Source organism: Nocardia sp. NPDC057663 (genome assembly GCF_042799895.1).
Taxonomy (GTDB): domain Bacteria; phylum Actinomycetota; class Actinomycetes; order Mycobacteriales; family Mycobacteriaceae; genus Nocardia.
Genome location: NZ_JBHVHX010000001.1, coordinates 137,059 through 163,212 on the forward strand (window position 1 = coordinate 137,059; position 26,154 = coordinate 163,212).

At 68.6% G+C, this 26,154-nt stretch carries 23 protein-coding genes and 1 pseudogene; 15 read left to right on the top strand and 9 right to left on the bottom strand.

The window, feature by feature from the left end; translation table 11 throughout:
• Positions 1–94 precede the first annotated feature (94 nt).
• The 4 genes from ACFVAV_RS00660 (at position 95) to ACFVAV_RS00675 (ending at position 4,057) form a co-directional block, all read left to right on the top strand.
• Positions 95–712 (top strand): hypothetical protein, encoded by a 618-nt coding sequence (locus ACFVAV_RS00660; RefSeq protein WP_379028098.1) that lies wholly within the window; start codon positions 95–97, stop codon positions 710–712.
• A 107-nt stretch (positions 713–819) separates the two neighbouring features.
• Positions 820–1,770 (top strand): 2,3,4,5-tetrahydropyridine-2,6-dicarboxylate N-succinyltransferase, encoded by a 951-nt coding sequence (gene dapD, locus ACFVAV_RS00665; RefSeq protein ID WP_379028100.1) that lies wholly within the window; start codon positions 820–822, stop codon positions 1,768–1,770.
• A 317-nt stretch (positions 1,771–2,087) separates the two neighbouring features.
• On the top strand, positions 2,088–3,167 hold the full coding sequence (locus ACFVAV_RS00670) for an NAD(P)/FAD-dependent oxidoreductase (protein WP_379028102.1): 1,080 nt from the start codon (positions 2,088–2,090) through the stop codon (positions 3,165–3,167).
• Positions 3,143–4,057, top strand: coding sequence for an RNA polymerase sigma-70 factor (locus tag ACFVAV_RS00675; RefSeq protein ID WP_379028103.1), 915 nt, complete (start codon positions 3,143–3,145; stop codon positions 4,055–4,057). The genes ACFVAV_RS00670 and ACFVAV_RS00675 overlap by 25 nt, the downstream gene beginning before the upstream one ends.
• A 40-nt stretch (positions 4,058–4,097) precedes the next feature.
• On the opposite strand, the gene ACFVAV_RS00680 is transcribed toward ACFVAV_RS00675, so the two are convergent.
• Entirely contained in the window at positions 4,098–5,525 is a 1,428-nt protein-coding gene (locus ACFVAV_RS00680; protein ID WP_379028105.1) for an acyl-CoA synthetase, read from the bottom strand.
• A gap of 113 nt (positions 5,526–5,638) precedes the next feature.
• On the opposite strand from ACFVAV_RS00680, the gene ACFVAV_RS00685 reads away from it, so the two are divergent.
• Positions 5,639–6,490: an oxygenase MpaB family protein gene (locus tag ACFVAV_RS00685; protein WP_379028107.1), complete on the top strand. Its 852-nt coding sequence runs from the start codon at positions 5,639–5,641 to the stop codon at positions 6,488–6,490.
• 93 nt (positions 6,491–6,583) lie between these two features.
• Positions 6,584–7,297 carry a hypothetical protein gene (locus tag ACFVAV_RS00690; RefSeq protein ID WP_379028109.1) on the top strand — a complete coding sequence of 238 codons (714 nt, stop codon included), beginning with the start codon at positions 6,584–6,586 and terminating at the stop codon, positions 7,295–7,297.
• Here the strand turns inward: ACFVAV_RS00690 and pruA are convergent.
• From pruA to fdxA, 5 genes are all read right to left on the bottom strand, one after another.
• A complete protein-coding gene (gene pruA / locus ACFVAV_RS00695) occupies positions 7,294–8,925 on the bottom strand; it encodes an L-glutamate gamma-semialdehyde dehydrogenase (protein WP_379028111.1) in 1,632 nt (543 codons plus the stop codon). The two genes, ACFVAV_RS00690 and pruA, sit on opposite strands and share 4 nt — an antisense overlap.
• 65 nt (positions 8,926–8,990) lie before the next feature.
• Complete coding sequence (locus ACFVAV_RS00700; protein ID WP_379028113.1) at positions 8,991–10,748, bottom strand: protein kinase; 1,758 nt, start codon at positions 10,746–10,748, stop codon at positions 8,991–8,993.
• Between the two features lie 73 nt (positions 10,749–10,821).
• Positions 10,822–12,462: a GMC oxidoreductase gene (locus ACFVAV_RS00705; RefSeq protein ID WP_379028115.1), complete on the bottom strand. Its 1,641-nt coding sequence runs from the start codon at positions 12,460–12,462 to the stop codon at positions 10,822–10,824.
• Positions 12,463–12,586: 124 nt separating this feature from the next.
• Positions 12,587–13,678, bottom strand: coding sequence for a succinyldiaminopimelate transaminase (dapC, locus tag ACFVAV_RS00710; RefSeq protein WP_379028117.1), 1,092 nt, complete (start codon positions 13,676–13,678; stop codon positions 12,587–12,589).
• Positions 13,675–13,998, bottom strand: coding sequence for a ferredoxin (fdxA, locus tag ACFVAV_RS00715; protein WP_379028119.1), 324 nt, complete (start codon positions 13,996–13,998; stop codon positions 13,675–13,677). The genes dapC and fdxA overlap by 4 nt, the downstream gene beginning before the upstream one ends.
• Positions 13,999–14,778: 780 nt before the next feature.
• On the opposite strand from fdxA, the gene ACFVAV_RS00720 reads away from it, so the two are divergent.
• The 5 genes from ACFVAV_RS00720 (at position 14,779) to ACFVAV_RS00740 (ending at position 17,976) form a co-directional block, all read left to right on the top strand.
• Positions 14,779–15,192: a hypothetical protein gene (locus tag ACFVAV_RS00720; RefSeq protein ID WP_379028121.1), complete on the top strand. Its 414-nt coding sequence runs from the start codon at positions 14,779–14,781 to the stop codon at positions 15,190–15,192.
• Complete coding sequence (locus ACFVAV_RS00725) at positions 15,189–15,872, top strand: hypothetical protein (protein WP_379028122.1); 684 nt, start codon at positions 15,189–15,191, stop codon at positions 15,870–15,872. Before ACFVAV_RS00720 ends, ACFVAV_RS00725 begins: the two co-directional genes overlap by 4 nt.
• A 182-nt stretch (positions 15,873–16,054) precedes the next feature.
• A complete protein-coding gene (locus ACFVAV_RS00730) occupies positions 16,055–16,894 on the top strand; it encodes an SH3-like domain-containing protein (RefSeq protein ID WP_379028124.1) in 840 nt (279 codons plus the stop codon).
• A gap of 75 nt (positions 16,895–16,969) precedes the next feature.
• The gene (gene scnC / locus ACFVAV_RS00735; protein ID WP_379028126.1) at positions 16,970–17,632 is read left to right on the top strand and encodes a thiocyanate hydrolase subunit gamma; all 663 of its coding nucleotides are present in this window, start codon (positions 16,970–16,972) and stop codon (positions 17,630–17,632) included.
• Positions 17,629–17,976 carry a thiocyanate hydrolase gene (locus ACFVAV_RS00740; RefSeq protein ID WP_379028128.1) on the top strand — a complete coding sequence of 116 codons (348 nt, stop codon included), beginning with the start codon at positions 17,629–17,631 and terminating at the stop codon, positions 17,974–17,976. Before scnC ends, ACFVAV_RS00740 begins: the two co-directional genes overlap by 4 nt.
• A 26-nt stretch (positions 17,977–18,002) precedes the next feature.
• On the opposite strand, the pseudogene ACFVAV_RS00745 reads toward ACFVAV_RS00740, so the two are convergent.
• Both ACFVAV_RS00745 and ACFVAV_RS00750 read right to left on the bottom strand, forming a co-directional pair.
• Positions 18,003–18,164 (bottom strand): annotated as a pseudogene (locus ACFVAV_RS00745) (Fic family protein); the annotation flags it as partial.
• Between the two features lie 12 nt (positions 18,165–18,176).
• Positions 18,177–20,777 carry a bifunctional FO biosynthesis protein CofGH gene (locus ACFVAV_RS00750; RefSeq protein ID WP_379028130.1) on the bottom strand — a complete coding sequence of 867 codons (2,601 nt, stop codon included), beginning with the start codon at positions 20,775–20,777 and terminating at the stop codon, positions 18,177–18,179.
• A gap of 149 nt (positions 20,778–20,926) precedes the next feature.
• On the opposite strand from ACFVAV_RS00750, the gene ACFVAV_RS00755 reads away from it, so the two are divergent.
• The 3 genes from ACFVAV_RS00755 (at position 20,927) to ACFVAV_RS00765 (ending at position 23,537) form a co-directional block, all read left to right on the top strand.
• Positions 20,927–21,427, top strand: coding sequence for a PH domain-containing protein (locus ACFVAV_RS00755; protein WP_379028132.1), 501 nt, complete (start codon positions 20,927–20,929; stop codon positions 21,425–21,427).
• Positions 21,428–21,474: 47 nt separating this feature from the next.
• Positions 21,475–23,073: a PH domain-containing protein gene (locus ACFVAV_RS00760; protein ID WP_379029868.1), complete on the top strand. Its 1,599-nt coding sequence runs from the start codon at positions 21,475–21,477 to the stop codon at positions 23,071–23,073.
• A 92-nt stretch (positions 23,074–23,165) separates the two neighbouring features.
• Positions 23,166–23,537 (top strand): DUF1622 domain-containing protein, encoded by a 372-nt coding sequence (locus ACFVAV_RS00765; RefSeq protein WP_379028133.1) that lies wholly within the window; start codon positions 23,166–23,168, stop codon positions 23,535–23,537.
• 116 nt (positions 23,538–23,653) lie between these two features.
• Here the strand turns inward: ACFVAV_RS00765 and tnpB are convergent, their stop codons facing one another.
• A complete protein-coding gene (gene tnpB, locus ACFVAV_RS00770) occupies positions 23,654–25,111 on the bottom strand; it encodes an IS607 family element RNA-guided endonuclease TnpB (RefSeq protein WP_379028135.1) in 1,458 nt (485 codons plus the stop codon).
• 299 nt (positions 25,112–25,410) lie between these two features.
• On the opposite strand from tnpB, the gene ACFVAV_RS00775 reads away from it, so the two are divergent.
• Positions 25,411–26,154 (top strand): TetR/AcrR family transcriptional regulator, encoded by a 744-nt coding sequence (locus tag ACFVAV_RS00775; protein ID WP_379028137.1) that lies wholly within the window; start codon positions 25,411–25,413, stop codon positions 26,152–26,154.

Sequence of the window (26,154 nt, forward strand, 5' to 3'; positions counted from 1 at the left end):
GATGAACCCCCTTGCGCGGCAATGGAATTCCACCGCGCTAGCGTTCTCGCGCTGCCTTTATCCGGGCAGCTGGAAACGGAGGGATTCACACGAAATGAAGTTCGGAAAGATCACTACCGCTGCATTCCTGGCGATCACCGCGATGGGGATTACCGCGGCCACCGCCAACGGTCAGCCCGCCGTGGCGACCGAGCAGCCTGCCGTAGTGGCTTCGGGGGGCGCGACTTCTGGGGTTACCCACGGCATCAACTACACCACCGCGGTGTCGCCTGCCGACAAGACCATCACCTGGGCGGTCGACAGCGGCCGGTTCGTGCTCGCCGCGGACGGCTCCGCGGTGCAGCTGCGCACCGAGGACGGCGTGACCGTCGACCAGGCGCCGCTGCGCTCCGAGGTTGCCGGGCTGCCGATCGCGGTCACCCCGCAGATCAGCGAGGACGGCCGCACCGTGAAGCTGGCCGCGTCGATGACGCAGGAGGACACCGCGAAGCTGCAGAACGTCGCGGGTCTGAAGGACATCAGCTCCTACGACCGGCTCATGGAGCAGGTCAACAAGAACCTGCCCGGCGTCGTCATCGGCGGCATCATCGGCGCGTTCGTCCCGTTCCTGTGGCTGATCACGATCCCGGCCGGGATGGTGATCGGCGGTTACCTGATGGGTGGCCAGGAATTCCTGGACGCCGTCATCGCGTTCGCCACCGGCCAGCCCTGATCCGAGGCGAGCAACACCACACGGGTGCGCGGGCGATTCTGCCCGCGCACCCGTGTGCGTCGGGGGTGGCCGACACAATTCCCCGCGGACCCGGCAAAATGAGCACCGTGAGTATTCAGGGAGCAACTGCAGTCGGCATCGCGAACGTCACCTCGGACGGCACCGTCCTCGACACCTGGTACCCCAGCCCCGAGCTGGGCGCATTCACCGAGACCGGCTCCAAGCGCGTGGACACGGCCGAGGTGCCCGAGTTCGCCGAGCTGCTCGGTGTCGACCCGGCGCGCGGCGTCGAGGTGATCGCGGTGCGCACCACGATCGCCGACCTGTCGGCCGCCCCGGTCGACGCGCATGACGTCTACCTGCGCCTGCACCTGCTCTCGCACCGTCTCGTGCAGCCGCACGGCGTGAACCTCGACGGCCAGTTCGGCCTGCTCAGCAATGTGGTGTGGACCAACCACGGCCCGTGCGCGGTGGACGGCTTCGAGCAGACCCGGCGCAAGCTGCGCGCCCGCGGCCCGGTCACCGTGCTCAGCATCGACAAGTTCCCCCGGATGGTCGACTACGTCGTGCCGTCGGGCGTGCGCATCGGCGACGCCGACCGGGTCCGCCTCGGCGCGCACCTCGCCTCGGGCACCACCGTCATGCACGAGGGCTTCGTCAACTTCAACGCGGGCACCCTGGGCAACTCGATGGTCGAGGGCCGCATCTCGGCCGGCGTCGTGGTCGGCGACGGCTCCGACATCGGCGGCGGCGCATCCACCATGGGCACCCTGTCCGGCGGCGGCACCACTGTGATCTCGGTCGGTGAGCGCTCGCTGCTCGGCGCGAACGCGGGCCTCGGCATCCCGCTCGGCGACGACTGCGTCCTCGAGGCCGGTCTGTACCTGACCGCGGGCACCAAGGTCACCGGGCCCGACGGCACCGTGGTCAAGGCCGCGACCCTGGCCGGCCAGAACAACCTGCTGTTCCGCCGCAATTCCACCACCGGCGCGGTCGAGGTCGTGCCGCGCAAGGGCACCGGCATCGAGCTCAACGCCGCACTGCACGCCAACGACTGAGATTCGTTTCCCGGCGGCCCCGCGCTCACCCGAGTGCGGGGCCGCCGCGTTATGTATCGAACCAGCGCGACAGCGGCCCGCCACGGCGCAGCGATACCGGCACCAGCGCATCCGGCGCTCGCTGCCGTGAACAGCACCCCGCCAGCCGTTATCCCGCCCAGCGGCGCAGCGCCCGCCGCAGGCTGCGTTCGTCGCGACAGCCACCGGAGGCGAGGGCCCTCACCAGCACCGATGATGAGTGACCCGGATCACCATCACAAACCTGCGATCTCCCGCATCCCATAGTCGACCCAGATTTTCCCGGCAGGAGGCAGACGATGGACATCGTGGTGATCGGCGCAGGATACGCGGGAACCGTGGCGGCGAACCGGCTGGCGAAGAAGGCGCCGGACGCCCGGATCACCGTGGTCAACCCACGGCCCGACTTCGTCGAACGGGTACGGCTGCACGAGCAGCTGGCCGGAACAGGCACGGCCGCGACCCCACTCGGTGACGTGCTCGCCCCCGCCATCGCGACCCGCGTGGCAGGCGCGGACAAGATCGGCGACGGCACCGTGACCCTCGACGACGGCACCGACCTCGACTTCGACCACCTGTTCCTCGCGGTCGGCAGCACGGCCACGCCGCTGCCCGGCGCGATTCCGGTCGGCACGTGGGAGGGCGCCGAGCAGGCGCGCACGGCCTTGGCCGCACTGCCCGCGGACCGGACCGTCACCGTGATCGGGGGCGGACTGACCGGCATCGAGACCGCGGCGGAGATCGCGGAGGCCAGGCCGGATCTGCGGGTCCGGTTGGTGGGGGCCGAGATCGGCGCGAGCCTGTCGGCGGGCGGACAGCGGCGCGTGCGGCGCGGGCTGGGCAGGCTGGGCGTGGAGATCGTCACCGACGCGGTCGAGCGGATCGAGAACCCGACGATGTGGCTGCGCTCGGGCGGCGCACTCGAGTCGGACCTGACGCTGTGGGCGGTGGTGTCGGCCGTACCCGACCTGGCCGCACGCAGCGGGCTCGCGGTGGACGCCGGCGGCAGGGCGCTGGTCGACCCGTACCTGCGCAGCGTGACCGATCCGCGCGTCTTCGTCGTCGGCGACTGCGCCGCCGTACCCGGGGCACGGATGGCCTGCGCGACGGCGTCACCGCAGGGCGCGCACGCGGTGGATACGCTCGTCCGGATGATCGAAGGACGTGAGCCGCAGCCCTATTCGATGGGATACGGCGGCCAGGCACTGAGCATCGGCAGGCGCGACGCCGTCATCCAGTCCTCGCGCCGCGACGACAGCCCGTTGCCTGCGTCGTTCGCGGGGCGCGGCGCGGCGTTCACCAAGGAGCGCATCGTCCGGTACGCCGCATGGGGCGCGCGCACCGGCAACAGTGTGTGGCTGAGCGGCCCGAAGCGGTGACCACCGCGCACGAGCAGACCTTCGCCGAGAACCGGCGCCTGCTCTTCTCCATCGCCTACGAGATCCTCGGTTCGGTCGTCGACGCCGAGGACGTGCTGCACGACAGCTATCTGCGGTGGGTCGAGGTCGATCTCGCTCCCGTCGAGAACCCGCGCGCCTACCTCGCCCAGGTCGTCACCAGGCAGGCGCTCGGTGTGCTGCGCTCGGCCGCGCGCAGGCGCGAGGAGTACATCGGGCCGTGGCTGCCCGAGCCCCTGGCGGCGACGTCGGAGGGCGGGGTCGAGCACGTGCTGACCGGCGAGGCGGTGACCACCGCGATGCTGCTCGTGCTGGAGACCCTGACCCCGGTGCAGCGGGCGGTGTTCGTGCTCCGCGAGGTCTTCGCGTTCAGCTATGCCGAGATCGCGACAGCCGTCGGCAAGTCCGAAGCCGCGGTGCGGCAACTGAATCAGCGCGCCAGGGATCGCGTGCACGAGAAGCGGCACACCGCGATCGCGACACCGGCCGAGGCGCAGTCGGTGGCCGAGCGATTCACCATCGCCGCGGCCACCGGCGACGTGCAGGCGTTGATGGATGTCCTGGCCCCCGATGTGGTCTTCATCGGCGACGGCGGCGGCATGGTGAGCGCGGTGCGCAGGCCGGTGGTCGGTCCGGACAAGGTGGCGCGGCTGGTCATCGGCCTGCTCCAGAAGGGCGGCCGGCTGGGCGAGCTCGGCGTGCACTTCGGCGTCTACAACGCGATGCCTGCGGTCGCCGCGACGATCGACGGCGTGCTCGACCAGGTGACCTCCATCGAGGTCACCGACGGCGTCGTCACGGCGGTGTACTGCGTGCGCAACCCCGACAAGCTCAGGTCCGTGCGAGTTCCGCAGGGCCGATCCGCGCGCTGAGCGCCAGGGGGAGCGAGCAGCGGACCCGGTGACGCGCGCGTCAGCCCAGTAGCTTCTTCTGCACCTTGCCCATGGCGTTGCGGGGCAGCGTGTCGACGAAGCGAACCTCGCGCGGCCGCTTGTGCGCCGAGACCTGCGCGCCCACATGGGCGATCAGCTCGGCGCCGAGCTCGGCGGAACCGCCACCGCGCGGCACGACGAAGGCGACAATGCGCTGGCCGAGGTCGTCGTCGGGCAGGCCGACCACGGCGACCTCGGCCACCGCGGGATGGCCGAGCAGGGCGGTCTCGATCTCGCCCGCGCCGATGCGATAGCCACCGGATTTGATGAGGTCGATGGACTCGCGCCCGACGATGCGGTGGAAGCCGTCGGCGCCGATGACGGCCACGTCGCCGGTGCGGAACCAGCCGTCCTCGGTCCAGTCCGCCGCGGTGGCGTCGGGGCGGTTGAGATACCCGTCGAACAGCATGGGTCCGCGCACCTGCAGGGCGCCGATGCTCTCCCCGTCGTGCGGGACCGGCGCGCCGGACTCGTCGCGCAGCCGGGTCTCCACTCCGCCGACCGGGGTGCCGACCCAGCCGGGCCTGCGCTCGCCGTCGGCGCGGGTCGACAGCGTGATCATGGTTTCGCTCATGCCGTAGCGCTCCACCGGCGCCTGCCCGGTGAGCTCGGCCAGCTTCTCGAACACCGGCACCGGCAGCGGCGCGCTGCCCGACACCAGCAGCCGCGCCTTGCCCAATTGCCGTGCCAGCTCTGGCTGTTCGACGATCCGCGACCACACCGTCGGCACCCCGAAGTACAAGCTGCCGCCCGCCGCCGCATAGGCCTCCGGCGTCGGTTTGCCGGTGTGGATCACCGGGCTACCGACCCGCAGCGGTCCGAGCAGGCCGAGGATCAGCCCGTGCACATGGAACAGCGGAAGTCCGTGCACCAGAGTGTCTTTCCAGGTCCAGTCCCACGCCTCGGCGAGGGCGTCGAGCCCGGCGGCGATCGCTCCGCGGCTCAGCATCACGCCCTTGGGCGCCCCGGTGGTGCCCGAGGTGTAGAGGATGAAGGCCGTCGACGCGGGATCCGGTTCTGGATAGGTGTGCCAGGAGCGGGCGTGCAGGCGCACCGGCACCACCGGCAGTTCGGTCCCCTCCGGCGCCGCGCCGAGCCAGGCCTGCGCACCGGAATCACGCAGGATGTGCTCGCGCTCGGCCGCGCCGGAGTCCGGCGGCACCGGCACCACGGTCACCCCGGCGATCAGGCAACCGATCACCGCGAGCACCGTGCGCACGGTCGGTTCGGCCAGCACCGCGACCCGGTCGGCGCGGGCGATGCGCTCGGCCACCGAGGTCGCCGCACCCAGCAGATCGGAGCGCGACAGAGTGGCATCATCGATGGTGACGGCGTCGGGAATGTCGGCCCCGGCGGCGATGGCGTTCGGATTCAGCGAGGCGAGCAGCAGCGGCGGACCGTAGGGCATCCGTCCACGCTAACGCGACGATGTTTCGGTGCTACGCGCCGCCGTCCGTTGACTCCCCGACGACATGATGAGACATTCTCCATATAGTTCTCTCACCGATGAAGGGGTCAACGATGACCATCCTTGCTCGCGCACGTTCGGGTCGGACCGAACCGGCGGAATTCGACATCCGGGACTACGTCGACGGCTCGGCGGCTTTCTGGGGCGCGACCGCCAATGTGATCATGCAGCTCAGTCTGGCACCCGTCGGCTACGGCGTCGCGGAATCGCGAGTACACAGCGGCAGCATCATGCGGCATCCGGTGAAGCGAACACGCACCACCCTCACCTATCTGTCGGTGGCGCTGATGGGCACCGACGCCGATCGCGCCGCCTACCGCACCGCGATCAACGGCGCGCACAAGCACGTCCACTCCACCGCCACGAGCCCGGTGAAGTACAACGCCTTCGACAAGAACCTGCAGCTGTGGGTGGCCGCCTGCCTGTACTGGGGCTCGGTCGACGTGATGGGTCGCGTCTACGGACCCATCGACGACGAGATCGCCGACGCCTTCTACGAATACGCCCACTACCTCGGCACCACCCTGCAGGTGCCCAGGGAGATGTGGCCCGCCGACCGCGCCGCGTTCGACGCCTACTGGGCCGCGCATCTGCCGCTGACCAGCGTCGACCCCACCATCAAGGCCTACTTCGACGACCTGCTCGACCTGAAGATGGTCAGCCCGCCGTTGCGGCTGCCGTTCGCCCGGTTCCACCGCTGGTTCACCACCGGCCTGCTCCCCCAGCACATCCGCGACGAGCTCGGTCTCCACTGGACCGAGCGCGACGAGCGCAGGCTGAACCAGCTGATGCGCGCGGGCGGCGTGGTGTGGGGCCGGATGCCGCGGGTGATCCGTATCTTCCCGTTCAACGCGACCCTGGCCGACATGCGCCGGCGCAATCGCAGGGGCAAGCCGCTGATCTGATCGGCGCTCCCGCGCGCCTCCCCCGCTGACCTGCGACTTTCGGGTTTCATTCCCGACGACCAGATCGCCGTCGCGCAGAACCGGAGGACGCTCGTGAGTATTCGAACACTGACATGGTGCGTGGCGGCGGTCGCCGTCGGCCTCGCGATCGCCGCGCCCGCTGCCCACGCCGACGAGGACCCGACCACGGTGCCGTCGCGAACCGCCATCTCGCTGCGGACACCCGGCGGATTCGCCTGGGGCACAGCCAATGAGCACGAGTCGCGCTCGGCGCTGTCGATGTCCAAGCTCTACATCGTCGACTACGCACTGCGCTACGGCGACGGCTCACCGGAGGACCGCGCGCTGTCGGAACGGATGATCCGCGACTCCGACGACGGCGCCGCCACCCAGCTGGCAGCCAAGTATCCGCAGGCCATCGAGGCGACCGCGGGCGAATACGGATTGCGCCAGACCCACGGCACCGCCGACTGGGGCCGGTCCAGCACCAGCACCGCCGACATCACCGACTTCCTGGTCGCCAAGCAGCGCACCGACCCCGGCTCGCCGATCTTCGAGTGGATGGCGGGCGCCAGCAATACCGCCGCCGACGGCACACCCCAGAACTGGGGCACCGCCCAGCTGCCCGGCGTGCAGGGCAGCAAGTGGGGCTGGTCGGATGTGGGCGCCCCCGAGGTCGCGTCCGCGTCCTTCGGGACCGGCTTCTCGGTGGCCGCGCACACCTACGGCACCCCGGCCGACCAGTCCGCGGATGTGCTCGACGCGCTGCCCGCGCTGATCGTGCGCCTGGTGGTCGGCCCGCACTAGCCCATGTGCGGGTAGCGGTGGCCGGTCGGCGGCACGAAGGTCTCCTTGATCACGCGCGGGGCGACCCAGCGCAGCAGGTTCAGCGGGGATCCCGCCTTGTCGTCGGTGCCGGAGGACCTGGCGCCGCCGAAGGGCTGCTGACCGACCACCGCGCCCGTTGGCTTGTCGTTGATGTAGAAATTGCCCGCCGCGAAACGCAGTGCGGCGCTCGCCTTCTCGATCACCGCGCGGTCCTGGGCGAAGACGGCGCCGGTGAGCGCGTACGGTGACGTCGAATCCACCTCGGCGAGAATGACATCGAAGGCGTCGGGTGCGTCGTCGTCGTAGACGTACACCGGCAGGATGGGCGCGAAGTACTCGGTGCTGAAGGCCTCGTCGCGCGGGTCGTCGGCGATCAGGACCGTCGGGCGGACGAACCAGCCGATGCTGTCGTCGTAGGTGCCACCCGCCGCGATCGTGATGCCGGCGTCCCTGGCCCGCTCGATGGCGGTGACCCCCTTGTCGTAGGCGCGCTGATCGATCACCGCCCCACCGAAATTCGCGAGATCGGCGACATCGCCGTAGCTGATCTCCTCGACCGCGGCCAGGAACGGCTCGCCCATCGTCCGCCACAGCGACCGCGGCACATAGGCGCGGGAAGCGGCCGAGCACTTCTGGCCTTGATATTCGAAGGCGCCGCGAATCATGGCGGTGGACAAGGCATCCGGGTCCGCCGAGGGATGCGCGAGGATGAAATCCTTACCGCCGGTCTCGCCGACCATTCGCGGATAGGCCTGGTAGCCACCGATATTCGCGCCGACCTGGTGCCAGAGGTGCTGGAAGGTCTTGGTCGAACCGGTGAAGTGGATCCCGGCCAGGCGTGAATCGGCCAGCGCGACCTCGGAGAGATTCCGGCCGTGGCCGGTGATCAGGTTGATCACGCCGGGCGGCAGTCCCGCGGCCAGCAGGATCTGCATGGTGACCCACGCCGCGAGGGTCTGCGTGGACGACGGCTTCCAGATCACGGTATTGCCCATCAGCGCGGGCGCGGTGGGCAGATTGCCCGCGATGGCGCTGAAGTTGAACGGGGTGATCGCGTAGACGAAACCCTCCAGCGGCCGGTGGTCCATCCGGTTCCAGACACCGGGACTCGACTGCGGCTGCCACTCGAGCAGCTGCCGACCGTAGGCGACATTGAACCGCCAGAAGTCGACCAGCTCGCACGGCGCGTCGATCTCGGCCTGCACCGCCGACTTCGACTGCCCGAGCATGGTCGCCGCGGCCACGGTCTCCCGCCACGGCCCCGCCATCAGATCGGCGGCCCGCAGGAAGACCGCGGCCCGCGCGTCGAAGGACATCTCCCGCCACTGCGGCCCCGCCGCGATGGCCGCCTCGATCGCGTCACTGGCCTCCTCGTGCGTGGCATCGGCATAGGTGCCGAGCACCAGCGACCGCCGATGCGGCGCCACGATCCCGTGCCGCTCCCCCTCCCCGCTGCGCTTCTGCCCGCCGATCACCAGCGGCACATCCACACACTCCCCCGCGATCTCCCCCAACCGCGCCCGCAGCCGCTCCCGCCCCGCCGTCCCCGGCGCGTACGACTGCGCGGGCTCGTTCGCGGGCACCGGAACCACCGTGACAGCGTCCATACCCCGAGGCTATCGCCGTTGCGTCATGATCGCCCGGATCAGTGTGTCGGTCGGCGCGTGGCCCGTCAGAAGGGTGCCTGCTGCCACCAGTCGTCGCGGGTCTCCTCGAAGGTGTGGCCGGGCCAGGACACCTCGACCACCGAGTTGGCGCTGAACACGTTGCCGCGTTCCCTGGCGGCCAGGGTGAACGGCGCGGCGGGGTCGCGGGGGCGGTAGGCCGCCAGGCTGGTGTGGTGCAGCTGGCGGATGGTGTCCTCGGTGGTGTGGCGGGCGAGGTAGGCCTCGGCGTCGGCGGCGGTCGGGTACTCGGTGTACCAGGCCAGTACGCCGGTGGCGTCGGTGCAGGTGATCTGGCGCAGCGGCGCCGGGTCGCCGGGCAGGACCACCAGCGAGGGTGTCGCGGAGCAGGTGGCGTCGCGCCAGCCGCGACCGTTGGGCCGCAGCGGGATCAGGTCGGTGAAGCCCGACGCGACCGACTCGTGCGCACCCCAGGTCGGGGCGGGCGGCACCCGGGTCGGCCGTACGAACTTCCAGTAGATCGCGCCGACACCGACGATGCCGACGCCCGCGACCATGGCGAGTACGAGCAGGGTCACCGCCAGCGCCCGCCAGCGCGACGACACCGCCTTGCGCGGCGGAGGGGTCGCGCCCCAGTGCGGGCGGTAGCCGCTCTGCGGCGAGCTGTCGGCGTGCCCATTCCAGGCTGGTCCACCAGCCGGCGGCAGGTGGGGTGCCGAATTCGGGGACGCGACAAGCGTTGCCATTGTCGGACTCGAATCCGACTGTGCCACAGGCCACTGCGGCACAGATCCGTGCGGAGATCGCCCCTGCGGCACCTGTGCATGCGGCACAGATACGTTCGACGCCTGCGCATTCGGTCGCGCCCTGTTCGACACCGGCGCGTTCAATCCCTGCGCGTTCGGTCCTTGCACACCCGGTGCCGATGAGTCCGGCATCTGCGCGTTCGGCGTGAGCCGGTGCGGGGCAGGCGCCACCGCGCCGATGGCCGCCTCCGTGAACTCCGCACAGCTGCCGAATCTTTCGGCCGGATCTTTTGCCAGGGCGCGGGCGATCACCGCGTCGATGCCGGGCGGCAGCGCGGGAACCGCTGCGGTCACGCGCGGCACCGGCTTGCTCAAATGCGCCGCGACCACCGCACCGGGATTGTCTGCGGGGAACGGACTTTCACCGGTGAGCAGGGTGAACAGCGTGCAGCCGAGGGAGTACTGGTCGGAGCGGTGGTCGACCGGAGCACCGGAGAGTTGTTCCGGGGAGGCGTAGGCGAGGGTGGCGAGGAAGGCGCCGGTGCGGGTCAGCTGGCGGGCGTCGCCGCGCAGGCGGGCGATGCCGAAGTCGGTGAGCAGGACGCGGTCGCCGGTGCGGGCGGCAGCCAGCAAGATGTTGGCGGGCTTCACATCCCGGTGCAGGACGCCGCGTTCGTGGGCGTAGTCCAGCGCCTCGGCGGTCTGGGCGACGATGTCGACCGCGCGGGCGGGATCCAGTGGCGTGCCGCGAAACACCGACGCGTCGGTCCCGTCGACGTACTGCATGGAGATCCACATCAGCCCGTCCTCGACGCCACGATCGAGGACCGACACGATGCCGGGATGATCGAGATGCGCCGACACATCGGCCTCGCGTTCGAACCGCCCGCGCACCTCCGGGTCCGAATACAGTTCGCGATTCAGCAGTTTCAGCGCCACCTGGCGCGGCAGCCGCGGATGCGCCGCCAGGTAGACGGTGCCCATCCCACCCCGGCCGAGCAACCGTTCGATCCGATACCCGGCGAACACCGTGCCCGCGCCGAATTCCACCCCGTGCATCCGTGACGAGCCTTTCGATCCCATACTGCTCCGACTGCCGGACCCTAGCCGATCCGGCAGCCGGAGTGCGAGATCAGCCCAGATCGTCGGCGATGATCCGCTCGATATTGCGTTCTGCCAGCGCGGTGATGGTGACGAACGGATTCACGCTGGTGTTGCCGGGAATCAGCGCGCCGTCGATGACGTAGAGCCCCTGGTAGCCGTGCAGGCGACCGTAGTTGTCGGTGGCCTCGTCGATCACGCAGCCGCCGAGCGGGTGGTAGGTGAAGTCGTCACCCCAGGTCTTGTAGACGCCGAACAGATCGGTCCGGTAGATCGTGCCTTCCTTCTTGTTGATCTTGTCGAAGATCCGCTTGGCCGCGTCGATCGACGACTGGTTCCAGGCGGTCTGCCAGTTCAGATCCACCTTGCCGGTGCCGGAGTTGAAGGTGAACTTGCCCCGGTTCGGGTTCTTCGTAATCGCCAGGTACAGGCTCACATACGTCTCGATGCCGGAGGGGAACGGCGCGACCTCGGCGAACGCCGGGCCACCGGCGTCGGCCCAGTTGTCGATGCCGAGGCACGGCATGGCCGACTGCAGGCTGCCGGTGGCGTCCCACATGTGGTTGGCGCGACCGACCATGACATTGCCGTTGTTGCCCCACTTCTGGCCGACCGCGTCGGACAGATTGCGCAGCTGGCCTTTGGCTTTCATGGCGACGAGCAGCTTGCTGGTGCCGATGCTGCCCGCGGCGAAGAAGACCCGGTCCGCGACAACCTTTTTGGTGGCGGTGGTGCGGCCCTGGGTGTCGATCTGGGCCATCTCCACCTCGTAGCCGCTGCCGCTGGGTGTGACCGAGGTGACCATGTGCTGCGCCGCGATCGTCACCTTGCCGGTGCCGGTGGCCGCCGCCAGGTAGGTCTTGTCCAGCGAGCGCTTGCCCGCGTTGTTGCCGTAGATCACCTCACCGGCCAGCGCGGACCGGCGCACCGTGTTCGCCTGCTCCTTCTTCATGTACTCGAAGTCGTAGACATTGGGCACGAAAGTCCAGCCGAAACCGGATCTTTCGGCATGCTTGCGGCCCACCCGCGCGAACTGGTAGCACTCCGCCGACTCGAACCAGTTCTTGTCGATGGTGTTGACCCCGAGCGCGCTGTTGGCGCGCGGGTAGTAGGTGGCATACATCTCGTCGGCGTTCACCGAGGGCAGGATCGCGGCGAAGTTCTCCCGCTTCGGCGTGACCGCCATGCCTCCGTTGACGAGCGATCCGCCGCCGACGCCGCGCCCCTGGTAGACGCGGATACCGCCGAAACCCTCGGAGTCGAGCACACCGGTGTAGCGGTCGATGTCCTTGTTGTACGAACCACCCAGGAAGTAGCCGACCGGCTGATCGGTGGTCTCGCGCAGCCAGTAGGACCGGCCGTCGGGTTTCAGTACCGGACAGAAGATGTCGCCGTCGGGCCCCGGCTTGGTCCAGGACATGCCCATCTCGGCGACCAGCACGTCGATCCCGGCCTGCGCCAGGCGCAGCGCGGCGACCGAGCCGCCGTACCCGCTGCCGATCACCAGGGCGGGCACCTTGTCGCCGTCGGCCGCGGGAGCGGCGGCAGCGATCGCCCGGCTGCCCAGCGCTGCCGCACCCAGTGTGAAACCTGTTGCAGCTAGGAACCGGCGGCGCGAAACTCCGCCGGTGTATCGGTTCAGACCTGGCTTTTCATACAAGAATTCACGCACAGAGCGGCTCCTCATCGAGACTGCAATGAGAACCTGTTATACCGAGACTTTCACTGAAACACGCGCGTTTCGAACAAACGAAACCCCGGGCACGACGGTGCCCGGGGTTTGCGGAAGCGGTGGTTCAGGCCAGGCGTTCGGCCGCCGCGGCGACGCGTTCGTCGGTCGCGGTGAGGGCGATCCGCACGTGTTCCGGTGAGCGCGGACCGTAGAAATCGCCGGGGGCGGCGAGGATTCCACGCTCGGCGAGCCAGTCGAGGGTGACCCGGCACGGTTCGCGGCGGGTGGCCCACAGGTAGAGGCCGGCATCGGAGAAGTCGATCCGGAAACCGGCCTGCTGCAAAGCCTTTCGCAGGATCTCCCGGCGCGCGCGGTACCGTTCGCGCTGCTTCGCCTCGTGCTCGTCGTCGCTCAGCGCGGCGGTCATCGCGGCCTGGATCGGGAACGGCAGCATCATGCCGGAGTGCTTGCGCACCTCGAGCAGTTCGGCGACCAGTTCCGGGTCGCCCGCGACGAATCCGGCGCGGTAGCTGGCGAGATTCGAGGTCTTCGACAGTGAGTGGATCGCCAGCAGACCGGTGTGGTCGCCGTCGCACACGCGCGGGTCGAGGATCGAGAGAGCCTCGCCCTCCCAGGTCAGGCCCAGGTAGCACTCGTCGGAGGCGACGATCGCACCGCGTTCGCGGGCGAACGCGACCACCTTGCGCAGGTGCTCGACGCCGAGCACCTTGCCGGTCGGGTTCGACGGCGAGTTCACGAAGATCAGCGCCGGGTTCTGCGGGCCGATCTGGGTGAGACCGTCCGCGCGCCACGGCTTCGAACCCGCCAGCAGCGCGCCGACCTCGTAGGTCGGGTAGGCGATCTCGGGGATCACCACCAGATCGTCGGCGCCCAGCCCGAGCAGGCGCGGCAGCCCCGCGATCAGCTCCTTGGTGCCGATCACCGGCAGCACGGCCGACTCGTCGACACCGGTGACACCGAACCGGCGGGCCAGCGCCGCGACGGCGGCGGCGCGCAGTTCAGGGGTGCCGTGCGTGGTCGGGTATCCGGGCACCCCCGCGACCGAGTTCAATGCCACCTGGATCAGCGGATCGACCGGGTCGACCGGGGTGCCGACGGACAGGTCGACGAGCCCACCGGGATGCGCCGCCGCTTTCTCCTTGACCGCGGCGATCGTGTCCCAGGGAAAATCGGGCAGCAGACTGCTGACCCTCATTCTTCTGCCATGGGGGGCAGCGCCTTGATGAAGGGCGGGTCGAAATCGACTACCCCCACCTTGGTCGCGCCGCCGGGCGAACCCAGTTCGTCGAAGAAGTCGACGTTGGCGTTGATGTAGCCGCTCCACTGGTCCGGGGTGTCGTCCTCGTAGAAGATCGCCTCCACCGGGCAGACCGGCTCACACGCACCACAGTCAACGCACTCGTCGGGCTGGATGTACAGCATGCGACCACCCTCGTAGATGCAATCCACGGGGCATTCCTCGATGCACGCCTTGTCCTTCACGTCAACGCACGGTTCAGCGATGATGTACGGCACTGCCGTTCTCCTAGTCTGTCCTCACCTGCGGTGGTACTCCGCCCTCGCAACCCTATCCTGCATCCTCCGCCCAGGCCCAGGTCAGCCTGCCCTAACCGCGCGGCGGGCTGGCGACTGGGGAAACAGGTGGTGGACTACTCACGCCGAACTGCCGTGACGAGCGCAAACATGGTCTTCGCAGGAACTGATCACCTGGATCGACGTTCAGCGAGGTGCCCCATGAACCGCGATACGCGACAGTTCCTCGTCGCGGGAGCGGCGGGGCTGCTGTTGACGGTACCCGTGCCGAGTGCATCCATCATGTCTACGACGCTCGCTCCGGCATGGGTCGTCGCTCCCGCTTCCGCCGATCCGGAATTCCCGGATTCGGGAGGCAGCGAGACGTCGTCGGGTTGGGGGACGACGTCGCCGCCAACCACAACCGACCCACCGACCACGCCGCCAACCACAACCGACCCACCTGGCACGACAACCGACCCACCCGGCACGACAACCGACCCACCCGGCACGACCGACCCACCTGGCACTACAACCGACCCACCGACCACGACAACCGACCCACCCGCGCCGGGATCCGTCGAACTAGTCGTAGTTCCGGACACCACCGAACTCGGCTCGACCGTCACCATGGTCGGTAGCTCCTGGCCGTGCTCCCAGGTCCAGGTCTCGCCGGACTGGACCGGATCGTCGTCGGCCGAGGTCGGTGGCGGATCGTTCCAGGATCCCATCGCTGTGGCGACATCGGTCGCAGTCGGACAGCATGCCGTCGTGGTCTCTTGCGTGGACTCCCCCTCCGCCACCAAGACGGCGTTTCTCACGATCAGCGCGCCCCTGACCGCGGAGCCCACCACTCCGCCCCTCGGGGCCACCCCCACGGCCCCCTCGACAGGAAGGCCCGCGGCCACCGATCGGGTCGAGCCGACGGGGAAGCAGCAACCTGCCGACAACCACCTCGGTGACGCGCTGGGTATCGGCGGTTTCCTGCTGGCGGTGGCCGTCTCCACACTCCTGCTCCGGCGACAGAGACCCCACCGCGAGCGGCACCGTGAGCCGCATGCGCCTCGTGTGCGGGTAGGTGTAGGCGGCGACGCCACCCCGTCGATCGCCGTGCACGAATTCGACCGCGCTCCTACTGTCCGCATCCGGATCGTCCCCGGTGAGCCGCGGTGCCAGATCGAGGAGGTGACCCGATGACGGGCCCAAGGATGTACACAGCGAACTCGGTGCTGTTCAACGGCGCCGACCAGGCAGCCGCCACATCGGTAGTGGCCGCACGACTGCACGAACACGGCGCGGAGAACCTGGCGCTGCGCCGGGCGTCGGTTGTCTCCGCGATCCTTCGGTCGGCGGTCTTGCGTGAGTTGGCGGCGACGGTGGCCGAGCTACTCGACCTGGACCTCGGCCGGGTGCTGGTCGAAGGCTGGCGGCGCTACGACCGACTGCAGGCTGTGGCGATGCGCACCACGGCAGGCGGGACGGAACGAGTCGACCTGGCCGAACACGCCGTCGACTACACCTGGCATCCCTGCCTCGAGATCACCGTCGACGAGAACCGGGTCGGCGAGATCCGACTCGTCATCCGCGTCACGCTTCTGCTGAAGCCACTCGTGGCAACGATCAAGGCCGCCGCGGTGGTAGCTCTCGGCCCTGGCGACTGCACCGTGACAGCTACACTCACCGCTCCCGACCTCGGCCCCGCGCCGATCACCAAGGGCACCCGCACAATTCGCACGGCGACCCTGGTCGACCTGAGGCGCCCCATCCCACTCCTGCCGTACCAGAACCCCATCCCGTCAGCACCTGCCCGGGCTGCTTGGCCGCCACCCACACAGCCACCCCCGTACACCGGGCCACCCCTGCGGCCCACCGGATAGCCACGCGGTGATGGTGCGGAGTAAGGCACCGGCCTGACCTCCGACCGATACCTGACAGACGAGACGGTGTCGCGCTTTACGTCCGCAGCATCGAGGCTTAGATTCGTTCAATAGATCGTTGCTCACTCGCCTCAGCGGAACTCCCTACCGATCACGGAGGCCGCGCGACGAACGGAGCCGCAATGAGTACAGCGGAAGAGCGTGCCGCGGCGCTCGATCTGGTGGCCCGCCTCAAATCCTCGTATCCCGAGCTACCGAATGCGCCGACGCCAGATCTCCTCGACCACGACCGGCTGTGGGCCTATCTGAAGACCGACCACGATGTGGGCGGAGAGCCCGACGCGCCGATCACGTATGAGAACAAGCAGTACGAGATATGGGAGCACAACACCTATGTGATCTGCGAAGTGCTCGCCTGGCGTGGGATCTGGCTGTCCGAGGAGCGGCGCAGGATCGGCAATGTCGACCTCGGGCGCGCGATGTACCTGGGTCTTCCGTATTACGGCAGATGGCTGCTCGCTGTCGCACGCGTCCTCGCCGAGAAGCAGCACATCGGCCTGACCGAACTGAGCGAACGAATGCTCGAGGTCACCGAGCGCTACAAGGGCGGCTTGGCCGGGAAATCGCCGGCGGCGCAGCCGAAGTTCCAGGGGGATGGCGCACAGGTCGCGCGCAACACCCATCACATCCACGCGGTCGGTAAGGGCGACCCGCAGGTGTTCGCGGGCAAGGCAGGCGAGGCGAGGTTCAAGGTCGGGGATCGCGTGCTGGTGCGGGAACTGCCTGCGCTGTTCTATACCCGCACGCCGGAGTATGTTCGCGGCGCGGTCGGAGAGATCGCGGCGCTCGCGTATGAAAGTCCCGCCCCCGAGGACGAAACGTGGGACCGGCACGACGCGAAACCCGAGTGGTTCTACGTCGTCGAGTTCAACCTCTCCCAGCTATGGCACGGCTATACCGGCACTACCACCGATGTTTTGCGCACCGAGATTCCCGAACGCTGGCTCCAGCCGGCCACCTAGGCCCGCCCTTGACCAGAAAGGGTTCCATTGACCGGCCACGATCATGATCACGATCACGAACGCACGGTTGCACCGATGGTTGACGAGATCACCGATTTCGAAGTGCTGGAGATCGCGCTACGCGAACTGTGCATCGAGAAGGGAATCTTCACGGCCGAGGAGCACCGGCGGTTCACCGAATTCGCCGAACAGATCGGCCCGACTCCCGCGGTCCATCTCGTGGCCCGGTCGTGGCTCGACCCCGACTTCAAGGCGCTCGCACTCGCCGAACCGATGACCGCGAGCAAAGAAGTGGGAGTGGATTGGCTCGAGCCGACCGGGTTCGGCACACCGAGCGACTTCACTGCGTTCTCCATCCTCGAAGACACTCCCACCCTGCACAATGTGATCGTGTGCGCATTGTGTTCGTGCTACCCGCGCCCGATCCTCGGGAATTCGCCCGAGTGGTATCGCACACCGAACTATCGGCGGCGCATGGTGCGCTGGCCACGTCAGGTGCTCTCAGAGTTCGGGCTCACCCTTCCCGACGGCGTCGCGGTGAATGTGCAGGACTCGAATCAGAAGCACCGGTTCATGGTGATGCCGATGCGCCCCGCCGGTACCGACGGCTGGAACCAGGACCAGCTCGCGGAAATCATCACCCGCGATTGTTTGATCGGCGTCGCGCTTCCCAAGCCGGGCGTTACCACTAACGTGATCACCGCGACCCGGGCGGCCGTCCATCCGGTGCAACAATGAATACGGCACGAGAGATCGCCCTACTGCGGGCAATCGTCGAACGCGATCAAGTATGGCCGAGGATGGCCGCCAAATACGGTGTCAGCAATCCCGTGCCACCATGGAAAACCAGTCTCGACGGCATCTGCGACGCCATCGATCACGCGACATGCGCCGCCGCGATCCCGAACTTCCAGGACCGGCGCGACGAAGAGGATTCGCTGTCGGTGACCATCTACCCCAGCCTGCCCTACCCCGAAAACCAGCTCGTCGCCCTGGCACATTCCCTGGTGGCCAGGGGCATCATCGAGGAGCAGGAACTCCGCGAGCGGCTCAGCAGTGTTCGGGCCCGGCTCGAATCCTGAACTCAGGTCCAGCGCGTGCACCGCGCGGCGTTTCGCTTGCTTGTGTCGCCGAGTTCGGCGAGCGCAATGGCCTTGGCCGAGGTGGTGAGCTGCTCGATCTCCGACGACGACGCGGATTCGGTCCGCAACAACACCGCCGCGAACGGCGCGATCTCACCACCCATCTCGGCGTCGAACCGGGCGATCTCGATGCAACCCTGTCAGCCCACCGATAGCGGCAACGGCGACGTTGTGCGATCCACCTTTCCGTACACCGTGGTCCGCTCCTGCACCGGCCGCCCGATGCCCGCGGCGATCTCGGTGAGCTCGGCTACCGTTTTGGCCGAGCCGTGCTGGGAGCCGGCCATGCGGGAGATGGTTTCCTCCATGAGGGTGCCGCCGAGGTCGTTGGCGCCGCCGGTGAGCATCATCTGGGTGCCGACGGTGCCGAGTTTGACCCAGCTGGTCTGGATGTTGTCGATGCGGCCGTGCAGCATGATGCGGGCCAGCGCGTGCACCGCGCGGTTGTCGCGGTTGGTCGGGCCGGGGCGGGCCGCGCCCGCCAGGTAGAGCGGGGCGCTCTGGTGGACGAACGGCAGCGGGACGAACTCGGTGAAGCCGCCGGTCTCGTCCTGGATGCCGCGCAGGACACGCAGATGGCCCACCCAGTGCTTGGGGTTGTCGACGTGGCCGTACATCATCGTCGAGCTGGACGGGATGCCCAGCTGATGCGCGGTGGTGATCACCTCGATCCAGGCCGAGGTGGGCAGTTTGCCCTTGGTGAGGACCCAGCGGACCTCGTCGTCGAGGATCTCGGCCGCGGTGCCCGGGATGGAGTCCAGCCCGGCCTCTTTCAGCGCCGAGAGCCAGTCGTGGATGCTCTGGCCGCCGCGGGAGGCGCCGTTGACGATCTCCATCGGGCTGAACGCGTGCACGTGCATCGACGGGACGCGGGCCTTGATCGCGCGGACCAGATCGGCGTAGCCGGTGACCGGCAGTTCGGGATCGATGCCGCCCTGCATGCAGATCTCGGTGGCGCCGTCGACATGTGCCTCCCAGGCGCGGTCGGCGACCTCACCGGTGCTGAGGGTGAAGGCGTCGGCGTCGCCCTTGCGCTGGGCGAACGCGCAGAACCGGCAGCCGGTGTAGCAGATGTTGGTGAAGTTGATGTTCCGGTTCACCACGTAGGTGACGTCATCACCGTTGACCTCGCGGCGCAGCGAATCAGCCAGGGCGGCAACAGCATCCAGGTTGGCACCCTCGGCGGTGGCCAGCGTCAGGTACTGGTCGTCGGTGAGCCCGGCCGGGTCGTTCTCGGCGGCGCGCAGGGCCTCGAGCACCTCGGAATCGAGCCGCGCGGGGGCGGTGGTCGCCAGGTCGCGGGCGTGTTCGCGGATGGTCTCCCAGTCGCCGAACGCGCCGACGACCTCCTGGCCGAGCCCGGAATCGCTGCGGCTGTCGGTATTACGGCCCTCGGTGTCGATGGCGGTGTTGAGGTCGACGCGGCCCGCCGAGTCCCACGATTCGTCGGGTTCCTGCCAGGGCAGGCCGACCGGCAGCGCGTCGGGCCTGGCCAGGCCGGTCGCCGGATCGGTGAGCGCGGCGACGTGCGCGCCGATGCGCGGATCGATCCACGGGTGCCCGGCCCGCACGTACTTCGGATGCGCGGAGGTGCGCTCGACCAGGGTGAATCCGGCCGATTCGGTGATCTCGCGCAGGGTGTCCAGGTTCGGCCACGGGCGCTCGGGGTTCACGTGGTCGACCGTCACCGGCGAGACACCACCCCAGTCGTCGATGCCCGCGTCGATCAGGGCGCGGCAATCGCTGTGCGAGACCAGGTTCGGCGGCGCCTGCACCGGAACATCCGGTCCGAGAAGCAGTCTCGTCACCGCGACGGTCGCCAGGAACTCGGCGACATCGGCGTCGGGGGCATCGCGCATGGCGGTGTCGTCCTTGGCGCGGAAGTTCTGCACGATCACTTCCTGGATGTGCCCGAACTCGCGGTGCTGCTTGCGGATCGCCATGATCGACTCGGCGCGCTCGGTGAGCGTCTCGCCGATGCCGACCAGGATGCCGGTGGTGTAGGGCACCGAGAGCCTGCCCGCGTCGGTGATCGAGCGCAGCCGCACCGCCGGGTCCTTGTCGGGGCTGCCGTAGTGGCACTGCCCCTTCTCGGTGAACAGCCGTGTCGAGGTGGTCTCGAGCATCATGCCCATCGACTGTGCGACCGGCTTGAGCCGGGCGATCTCGGCCCAGCTCATGACGCCGGGGTTCAGATGCGGCAGCAGGCCGGTCTCCTCGAGCACCAGGATGGAGACGGCGCGCAGGTAGTCCAGGGTCGAGTCGTAGCCGCGTTCGTCGAGCCACTGCGCGGCCTCGGGCCAGCGGTCCTCCGGCCGGTCACCGAGGGTGAACAGGGCTTCCTTGCAGCCCAGCGCCGCGCCCTGCCTGGCGATCTCGAGCACCTCGTCGGGCTCGAGGAACATGCCGTGGCCCTCGGCGCGCAGCTTGCCCGGCACGGTGACGAACGTGCAGTAGTGGCACTTGTCCCGGCACAGCTTGGTCAGCGGGATGAACACATTGCGCGAGTAGCTGATCGTGCGGGGGCGGCCCGCCGATTCCAGGCCGGCGTCACGGACCCGGGCCGCGCTCGCGCACAGGTCGGCGAGATCGTCGCCGGTGGCGTGCAGCAGGACGGTGGCCTCGTCGACATTCAGAGTGACACCGTCGCGTGCCCGGCGCAGCGCCCGGCGCATCGCGGCAGGACTCGGCGGCGGTAGGGGAACACTCGGGTTCGGAAGCTCGGTCACCCCGTCGATCATGCGCTACTTCTTTCCCGAACGTGCGGTCGGCTGGTCACGGGCCCGCTGCGGGCACGCGGTGGTCGTCCTCGTCGGACGACAACCCTCCGCACGACCGCACATATTCCCGAGGGGGTGATCTCACCGCTTCCGCATGAAACCATGGCACCATGTCGCTGCCGCGCTCCACCATTCTGGCCGAACCGGCCTGGCGTCCGAGTTCCAAGGCCAAGCTGCTGTGGGCGCTGGAGAACGCGATCACGATCGGGATCCTGTGCGTGGCGCTCGCGGTGTGGGTGCTGCTCGACGCGGACCGGCGCGGGTGGCAGGTGGCAGCCGGAGTGACGCTCGCCGTGCTCGCGGTGCTCGGCGTGGTCGTGGTGCCGCTGTGGCGGTACGCGGTACATCGGTGGGAGGTCACCGACGAGGCCGTGTACACCCGGGTCGGGTGGCTGGATCAGGAGTCGCGGGTCGCGCCGATCTCGCGGGTGCAGACCGTCGACACCGAGCGCGGGCCGCTGGAACGGATGCTGGGGCTGGCCACCGTCACCGTCACCACCGCGTCCTCGGCGGGCGCGGTGAAGATCAGCGCGCTCGATCTGCCGGTCGCCGAGCAGACCGTGGCCCGGCTGGCCGCCATCGCCGCCCAGCACCGCGGAGACGCGACGTGACCGAGTCCGCCACGCAGCTCACCGACTGGCAGCGGCTCGACCCGCGCATGCTGCTGGTGTACCCGGTCACCGAGATCATGAAATACATTCCGGTGCTGCTCGGCTCGGTCATCGTCGGCACCACCAGCGGCAACCCGCTGTGGACCCTGATCCCGGTGACGCTGGTCGCCGCGTACGGCATCGCCCGCTGGTTCACCACCGCCTATCGCATCGATGCCGATCACGTGCAGTTGCGCAGCGGGATCGTGCAGCGGCGCACCCTGTCGGTGCCGCGGCCGCGGATCCGGTCGGTGGACGTCGAAGCCGATCTGCTGCACCGGGTCCTGGGCCTGGCGGTGCTGGCCATCGGCACCGGGAAGCAGACCGACAAGGGCGAGGAGTTCAAGCTCGACGCGCTCGACATCGGCCGCATCCCCGCGCTGCGCGCCGAATTGCTCGCGCACACCGGCCAACAGGTTCCCGCGCTGCCCGATTCCGGTGTGGCACACCATGTCTCACCTGCCGAGGCGGGCATCGAGATCGGGCACTGGCAGGCGGCGTGGGTCCGCTACGCGCCGCTCTCGCTGACCGGTCTCGCGGTGGTTCTGCCGATCGCGGGCCTGGGCGCCCAGTACGGGCTCATCGACGTGCTGTCGAGATCGGCTGCGGTACAGCACATCGACGAGGACAGCGCGCCGATGGTCGCGATCGTCATCACGGGACTGACGTTGCTGTCGCTGGCACTGGTGAGTGCCGCCGCGTGCGCGCAGTACCTGGCCACCTGGTTCGGTCTGCGGGTGCTCGACAACGGCGCCACCCTGCACCTGCGCCACGGCCTGTTCACCACCCGCCAGATCACCCTCGACCTGGCCCGCTTCCGCGGCGCGACGCTCAACGATCCCCTGCTGCTGCGCGCCGCCATGGCCGCCCAGCTGGAAATGATCATGACCGGCGAGAATCCGCGGCAGAAGATCCTGCCCCAGGCGCCGCGCACCGCCGTCGAACGCACCCTCGACGAACTGCTCCGCACCCGCCGCAAGCCCGCCGGGCAGAGCGGCGGCGAGCAGGCGGAGCAGCCCGCATCGCGAACCGGCGGCGAATCGACGGCGCTGTCCGAGCCAGCGCACTCCGCCGAGCCGACATTCCTGACGAAGCATTCGAATCTCGATGCGCCGCAACCGATCACCGGCGCCGCCCTGGGAACGATCGACCTGATCCAGCACGGCCCAGCTGCCCGTCGTCGCCGCTACACGAAGGCCGCGTGGCCGGTCGGCGGTCTGGTCGCCGTGCTGATCATCCTGGCCGTGACCACCGGTCCGGTGCCCACCTGGATCTGGTCGGTGCCCGTCGTGTTCGCCGTCGTCATGGCCGCGCTCGCCGAGGATCGCTACCGCAGCCTCGGACACCGCGTCCTGCCCGGCAGCACCGGCCCCACCTGGCTGATCACCCGCCGCGGCAGCCTCGACCGCAATCGCGACTGCCTGGAGGCGCCCGGCATCATCGGCTGGACCATCCGCCGGACCTACTGGCAGCGCCGGGCCGGCCTGGCCACCGTGGTCGCCGCCACCGCGGCGGGCAAGAAGGCCTATCTGGTGGTCGACATCCCCATCGACCAGGCCGTCGCGCTGATCGATGCCGTCACGCCCGGACTGCGGGGCAAGCGCTGATCGCAGGCCACACCGAGTGTCTGTCGGCAGCCGCTGCCGCCCGCGGCGTAGCCTTCCGACCAGGGGTGCCGTGATGCGGACGGAGGTGGTTCGTGGAGTTCACCGAGGTCATCGAGACCGCGGGGAAGGTGCTCGACGCTGCGGGCGTCGCCGCGATCGTCCTCGGCGGACTGATCGGCACGATTCGCTTCGCCCGGGAGGTGGCCGGTCGCGAGGACTTCGACCACGCCTATCGCAGCTACCGCCGCGGACTCGGCCGGGCCATTCTGCTCGGGCTGGAATTCCTGGTCGCCGCCGACATCATCCGATCGGTCGCCATCTCGCCGAGTTTCACCAGCGTCGGCGTGCTGGCGCTGATCGTGCTGGTGCGAACCTTCCTCAGCTATTCGCTGCAGCTCGAACTGACCGGGCAGTGGCCGTGGCAGCACCCGAAATCCGATTCGTCGACGGTCGCCTCGCCGTGAGCGGACCGGCATCAGGACCTGGGCAGCCACGATGGCGGCCACCGCGATCGGCACACAAGTTAGTCATCACGAACACCGAACCGTTGCCACGCGATGGGTAAAATGCAGATTCCCCATCAGGCAGCCGTCCCTTGCGAGACGACGGTCCCCGGCTGACCAACCCCGGAAGGGCCGCGCGGGGTAGACGCTTCACAGCCTCCTGCCGCACCCGCTCGCACGGGCTCGGTCTCACAGATGGCTCCACGTCCTGCCACCGACCCACTGCCGGCGGGACCCTGTTCACCCACAGTATGGGTTTCGCCGAGTCGGGCGAGGTTGATCGCGGCATTGCGGTCACGATCGATCACGACATCACAATGGTCACACTGGTAGGTGCGTTCGGCGAGTGTCAGGGTTGGCTTTCGCCCACCACACGCCGAGCACGTCTTCGAGGAAGGAAAATACCGGTCGGCCTCCACCAATGTGGAATCGTACCAACGAGTCTTGTAGGTCAGCATCGTCCGGACCTGAGCGAGGGCGGCATCGCCGAGGGCGCGGTTGAGTCCACGCTTGTGAGCCCCTCCGGCGGATCGCATACCCGAGGCGTTCAGCGTTTCCACCGCGATCACCCGATACTGCTCGGCGAGGCGAGTGGTGTTCTTGTGCAAAACATCCCGGCGTACATTCGTCGCGCGGGCATGGGTTTTTCCGATCTTGGCCTGGGTTGCGCGCCAGCGCTTCGACGGCTGCCGCCTGCTGCGGGCAACCGGATCGTAGGGGCCGTGTCGGCGGGCCGCGGCGCGCTGCAATACCCGCAACCGGGCTTGCGCCCGGGTGAGTGGTTTCGGGGCCGGGATACGTTCGAGCTCGGTCCCGTCCGCGGCGGCGACCACGAGCAGATCCTTCACTCCGACATCGACGCCCACCACAGGAACCAGCGAGCGTGGTGCGTGCGCTCGCCGGGTTTTGGCGTGCACGAGAGTCTGCAACGAGCAATGCCAACGCCCCGCCGAGTCTTGTGACACCGTAGCTGACAGGACTCGGCCGGTCCCTGCGGTGATCCTGCGGGCAAGTTTGCGGGTGGACTCGTGGGTGCGGATCCTCCCCAGCCGGGGCAAGGTCACATGGTGGCGATCGGGTTCGACCCGGATGATCCCGGTGGTGAACCGGACCGACCGCCGCGACCGGACAGTTTTGAACCTCGGAAATCCCATCGATGTGCCTGCGCGTTCACCCGTGCGGGACTTCGACCAGTTGTCCAGACCACGCGCTAGTGCATCCAAGCCGGTGTTGTAGGCCTCTTTCGAATTCTCACCCCACCACGGCGCGATTGCGCGCTTGCGGATGTTCCAGGTTTTGCGGAGCGCGGGCAGCGACCATCCCAACGACGGGGTTAGCTCATCGACGCCGATGCCGTAACTACGCTCGGCTGCCCGCTGATCCATAACCGCTTTCACCAAGGCGAGCATGTGATTGTGGGCGAACCGTGCGGCACCGGAGTGTGATACCAACGCCCGATGCTGGGTAGGGGTCGGGTCAAGTGCGAACCGGTAGGCCTGCACCACCCATCCTGACGGGATCTCGAACCTGGCCATCAACCCCTCACCAGACGTTCACCATCGCGCCGCCGGGCCCCATGAGCGCCCGTGACACACAGCCGACGACGCGTCGAGGTCCTCGAACCCCACTGCCTGTCAACCGATCACGACGTTCCACGGCCACCACTATCACAGAAGGGTCCGACACAGATTGATGCACCCTGACTATCACCTAGGCGATCGCGCATCGTGCAGCCATGTTCGAACACCGTATGGTGCACCGCACGATGTTCGCAATAGGAACGTTGTACGATGTCCGTACAGTGCACGGATTCACCCACCGGAGGAGGCAAGCGATGGCCGCGGGCAGTACGAACTCGAGCGAGATCGCATCGGTCTGGACCAGGCCGGCGCGCGAACGACGCGACCAGCCCGCGCTCAGCCGGGACCAGATCGTGGCCGAGGCGATCAACCTGCTCGACGCCGAGGGCTTCGACGCGCTGAGCATGCGCAAGCTCGGCGCGCGGCTCGGCGCGGGCGCGACCTCGCTCTACACCCACGTCGCGAACAAGGACGAACTACTGGAACTGGTCGTCGACCAGGTCATCGGCGAGGTCAAGGTCCCCCGGCCCGACCCACAGCAGTGGCGCGCGCCGATGCACGCGCAGGCCGACGCCCTGCGCGCGACCCTGCTGGCACACCCGTGGATCACGATCGTGCTCAGCAACGCGGCCCTGACCTACCTGGGCCCCAACATGATGCGGCTGACCGACTCGATGCTCGCCATCGTGGAGGCGGGCGGTTTCGACGACGAGGTCGTCGACGTCACCACCAACACGGTCTTCCAGTTCATCGTCGGCTCCTGCGCCAACGAAGCGGCCATGGTGATGACCGTCGCCCGCAGCGGGCTGCCCACCCAGCAGTGGGTCGACCAGGTGATGGCCGCCAGCGCCGCGGCGTCGACGCAGTACCCGCGCCTGCACCGGCGCTACGTCGACCAGCGTCCGCAGGTCGTGGCCGAAGCGGCGGCGGGGGTGGTCAGCAGGTTCTCCCAGGCCATCGATCTGATCCTGGACGGCGCCGAAACCCGGCGCGGCTGA

Bases quoted from the DNA above. Each gene is read 5' to 3' on its own strand.
- ACFVAV_RS00660 (WP_379028098.1), top strand. From the start codon at position 95: ATGAAGTTCGGAAAGATCACTACCGCTGCATTCCTGGCGATCACCGCG.
- ACFVAV_RS00670 (WP_379028102.1), top strand. From the start codon at position 2,088: ATGGACATCGTGGTGATCGGCGCAGGATACGCGGGAACCGTGGCGGCG.
- ACFVAV_RS00680 (WP_379028105.1), bottom strand. From the start codon at position 5,525: ATGCCCTACGGTCCGCCGCTGCTGCTCGCCTCGCTGAATCCGAACGCC.
- ACFVAV_RS00685 (WP_379028107.1), top strand. From the start codon at position 5,639: ATGACCATCCTTGCTCGCGCACGTTCGGGTCGGACCGAACCGGCGGAA.
- pruA (WP_379028111.1), bottom strand. From the start codon at position 8,925: ATGGACGCTGTCACGGTGGTTCCGGTGCCCGCGAACGAGCCCGCGCAG.
- ACFVAV_RS00700 (WP_379028113.1), bottom strand. From the start codon at position 10,748: ATGCACGGGGTGGAATTCGGCGCGGGCACGGTGTTCGCCGGGTATCGG.
- dapC (WP_379028117.1), bottom strand. From the start codon at position 13,678: ATGAGGGTCAGCAGTCTGCTGCCCGATTTTCCCTGGGACACGATCGCC.
- ACFVAV_RS00725 (WP_379028122.1), top strand. From the start codon at position 15,189: ATGACGGGCCCAAGGATGTACACAGCGAACTCGGTGCTGTTCAACGGC.
- ACFVAV_RS00730 (WP_379028124.1), top strand. From the start codon at position 16,055: ATGAGTACAGCGGAAGAGCGTGCCGCGGCGCTCGATCTGGTGGCCCGC.
- scnC (WP_379028126.1), top strand. From the start codon at position 16,970: ATGGTTGACGAGATCACCGATTTCGAAGTGCTGGAGATCGCGCTACGC.
- ACFVAV_RS00740 (WP_379028128.1), top strand. From the start codon at position 17,629: ATGAATACGGCACGAGAGATCGCCCTACTGCGGGCAATCGTCGAACGC.
- ACFVAV_RS00750 (WP_379028130.1), bottom strand. From the start codon at position 20,777: ATGATCGACGGGGTGACCGAGCTTCCGAACCCGAGTGTTCCCCTACCG.
- ACFVAV_RS00755 (WP_379028132.1), top strand. From the start codon at position 20,927: ATGTCGCTGCCGCGCTCCACCATTCTGGCCGAACCGGCCTGGCGTCCG.
- ACFVAV_RS00760 (WP_379029868.1), top strand. From the start codon at position 21,475: ATGCTGCTGGTGTACCCGGTCACCGAGATCATGAAATACATTCCGGTG.
- tnpB (WP_379028135.1), bottom strand. From the start codon at position 25,111: ATGGCCAGGTTCGAGATCCCGTCAGGATGGGTGGTGCAGGCCTACCGG.
- ACFVAV_RS00775 (WP_379028137.1), top strand. From the start codon at position 25,411: ATGGCCGCGGGCAGTACGAACTCGAGCGAGATCGCATCGGTCTGGACC.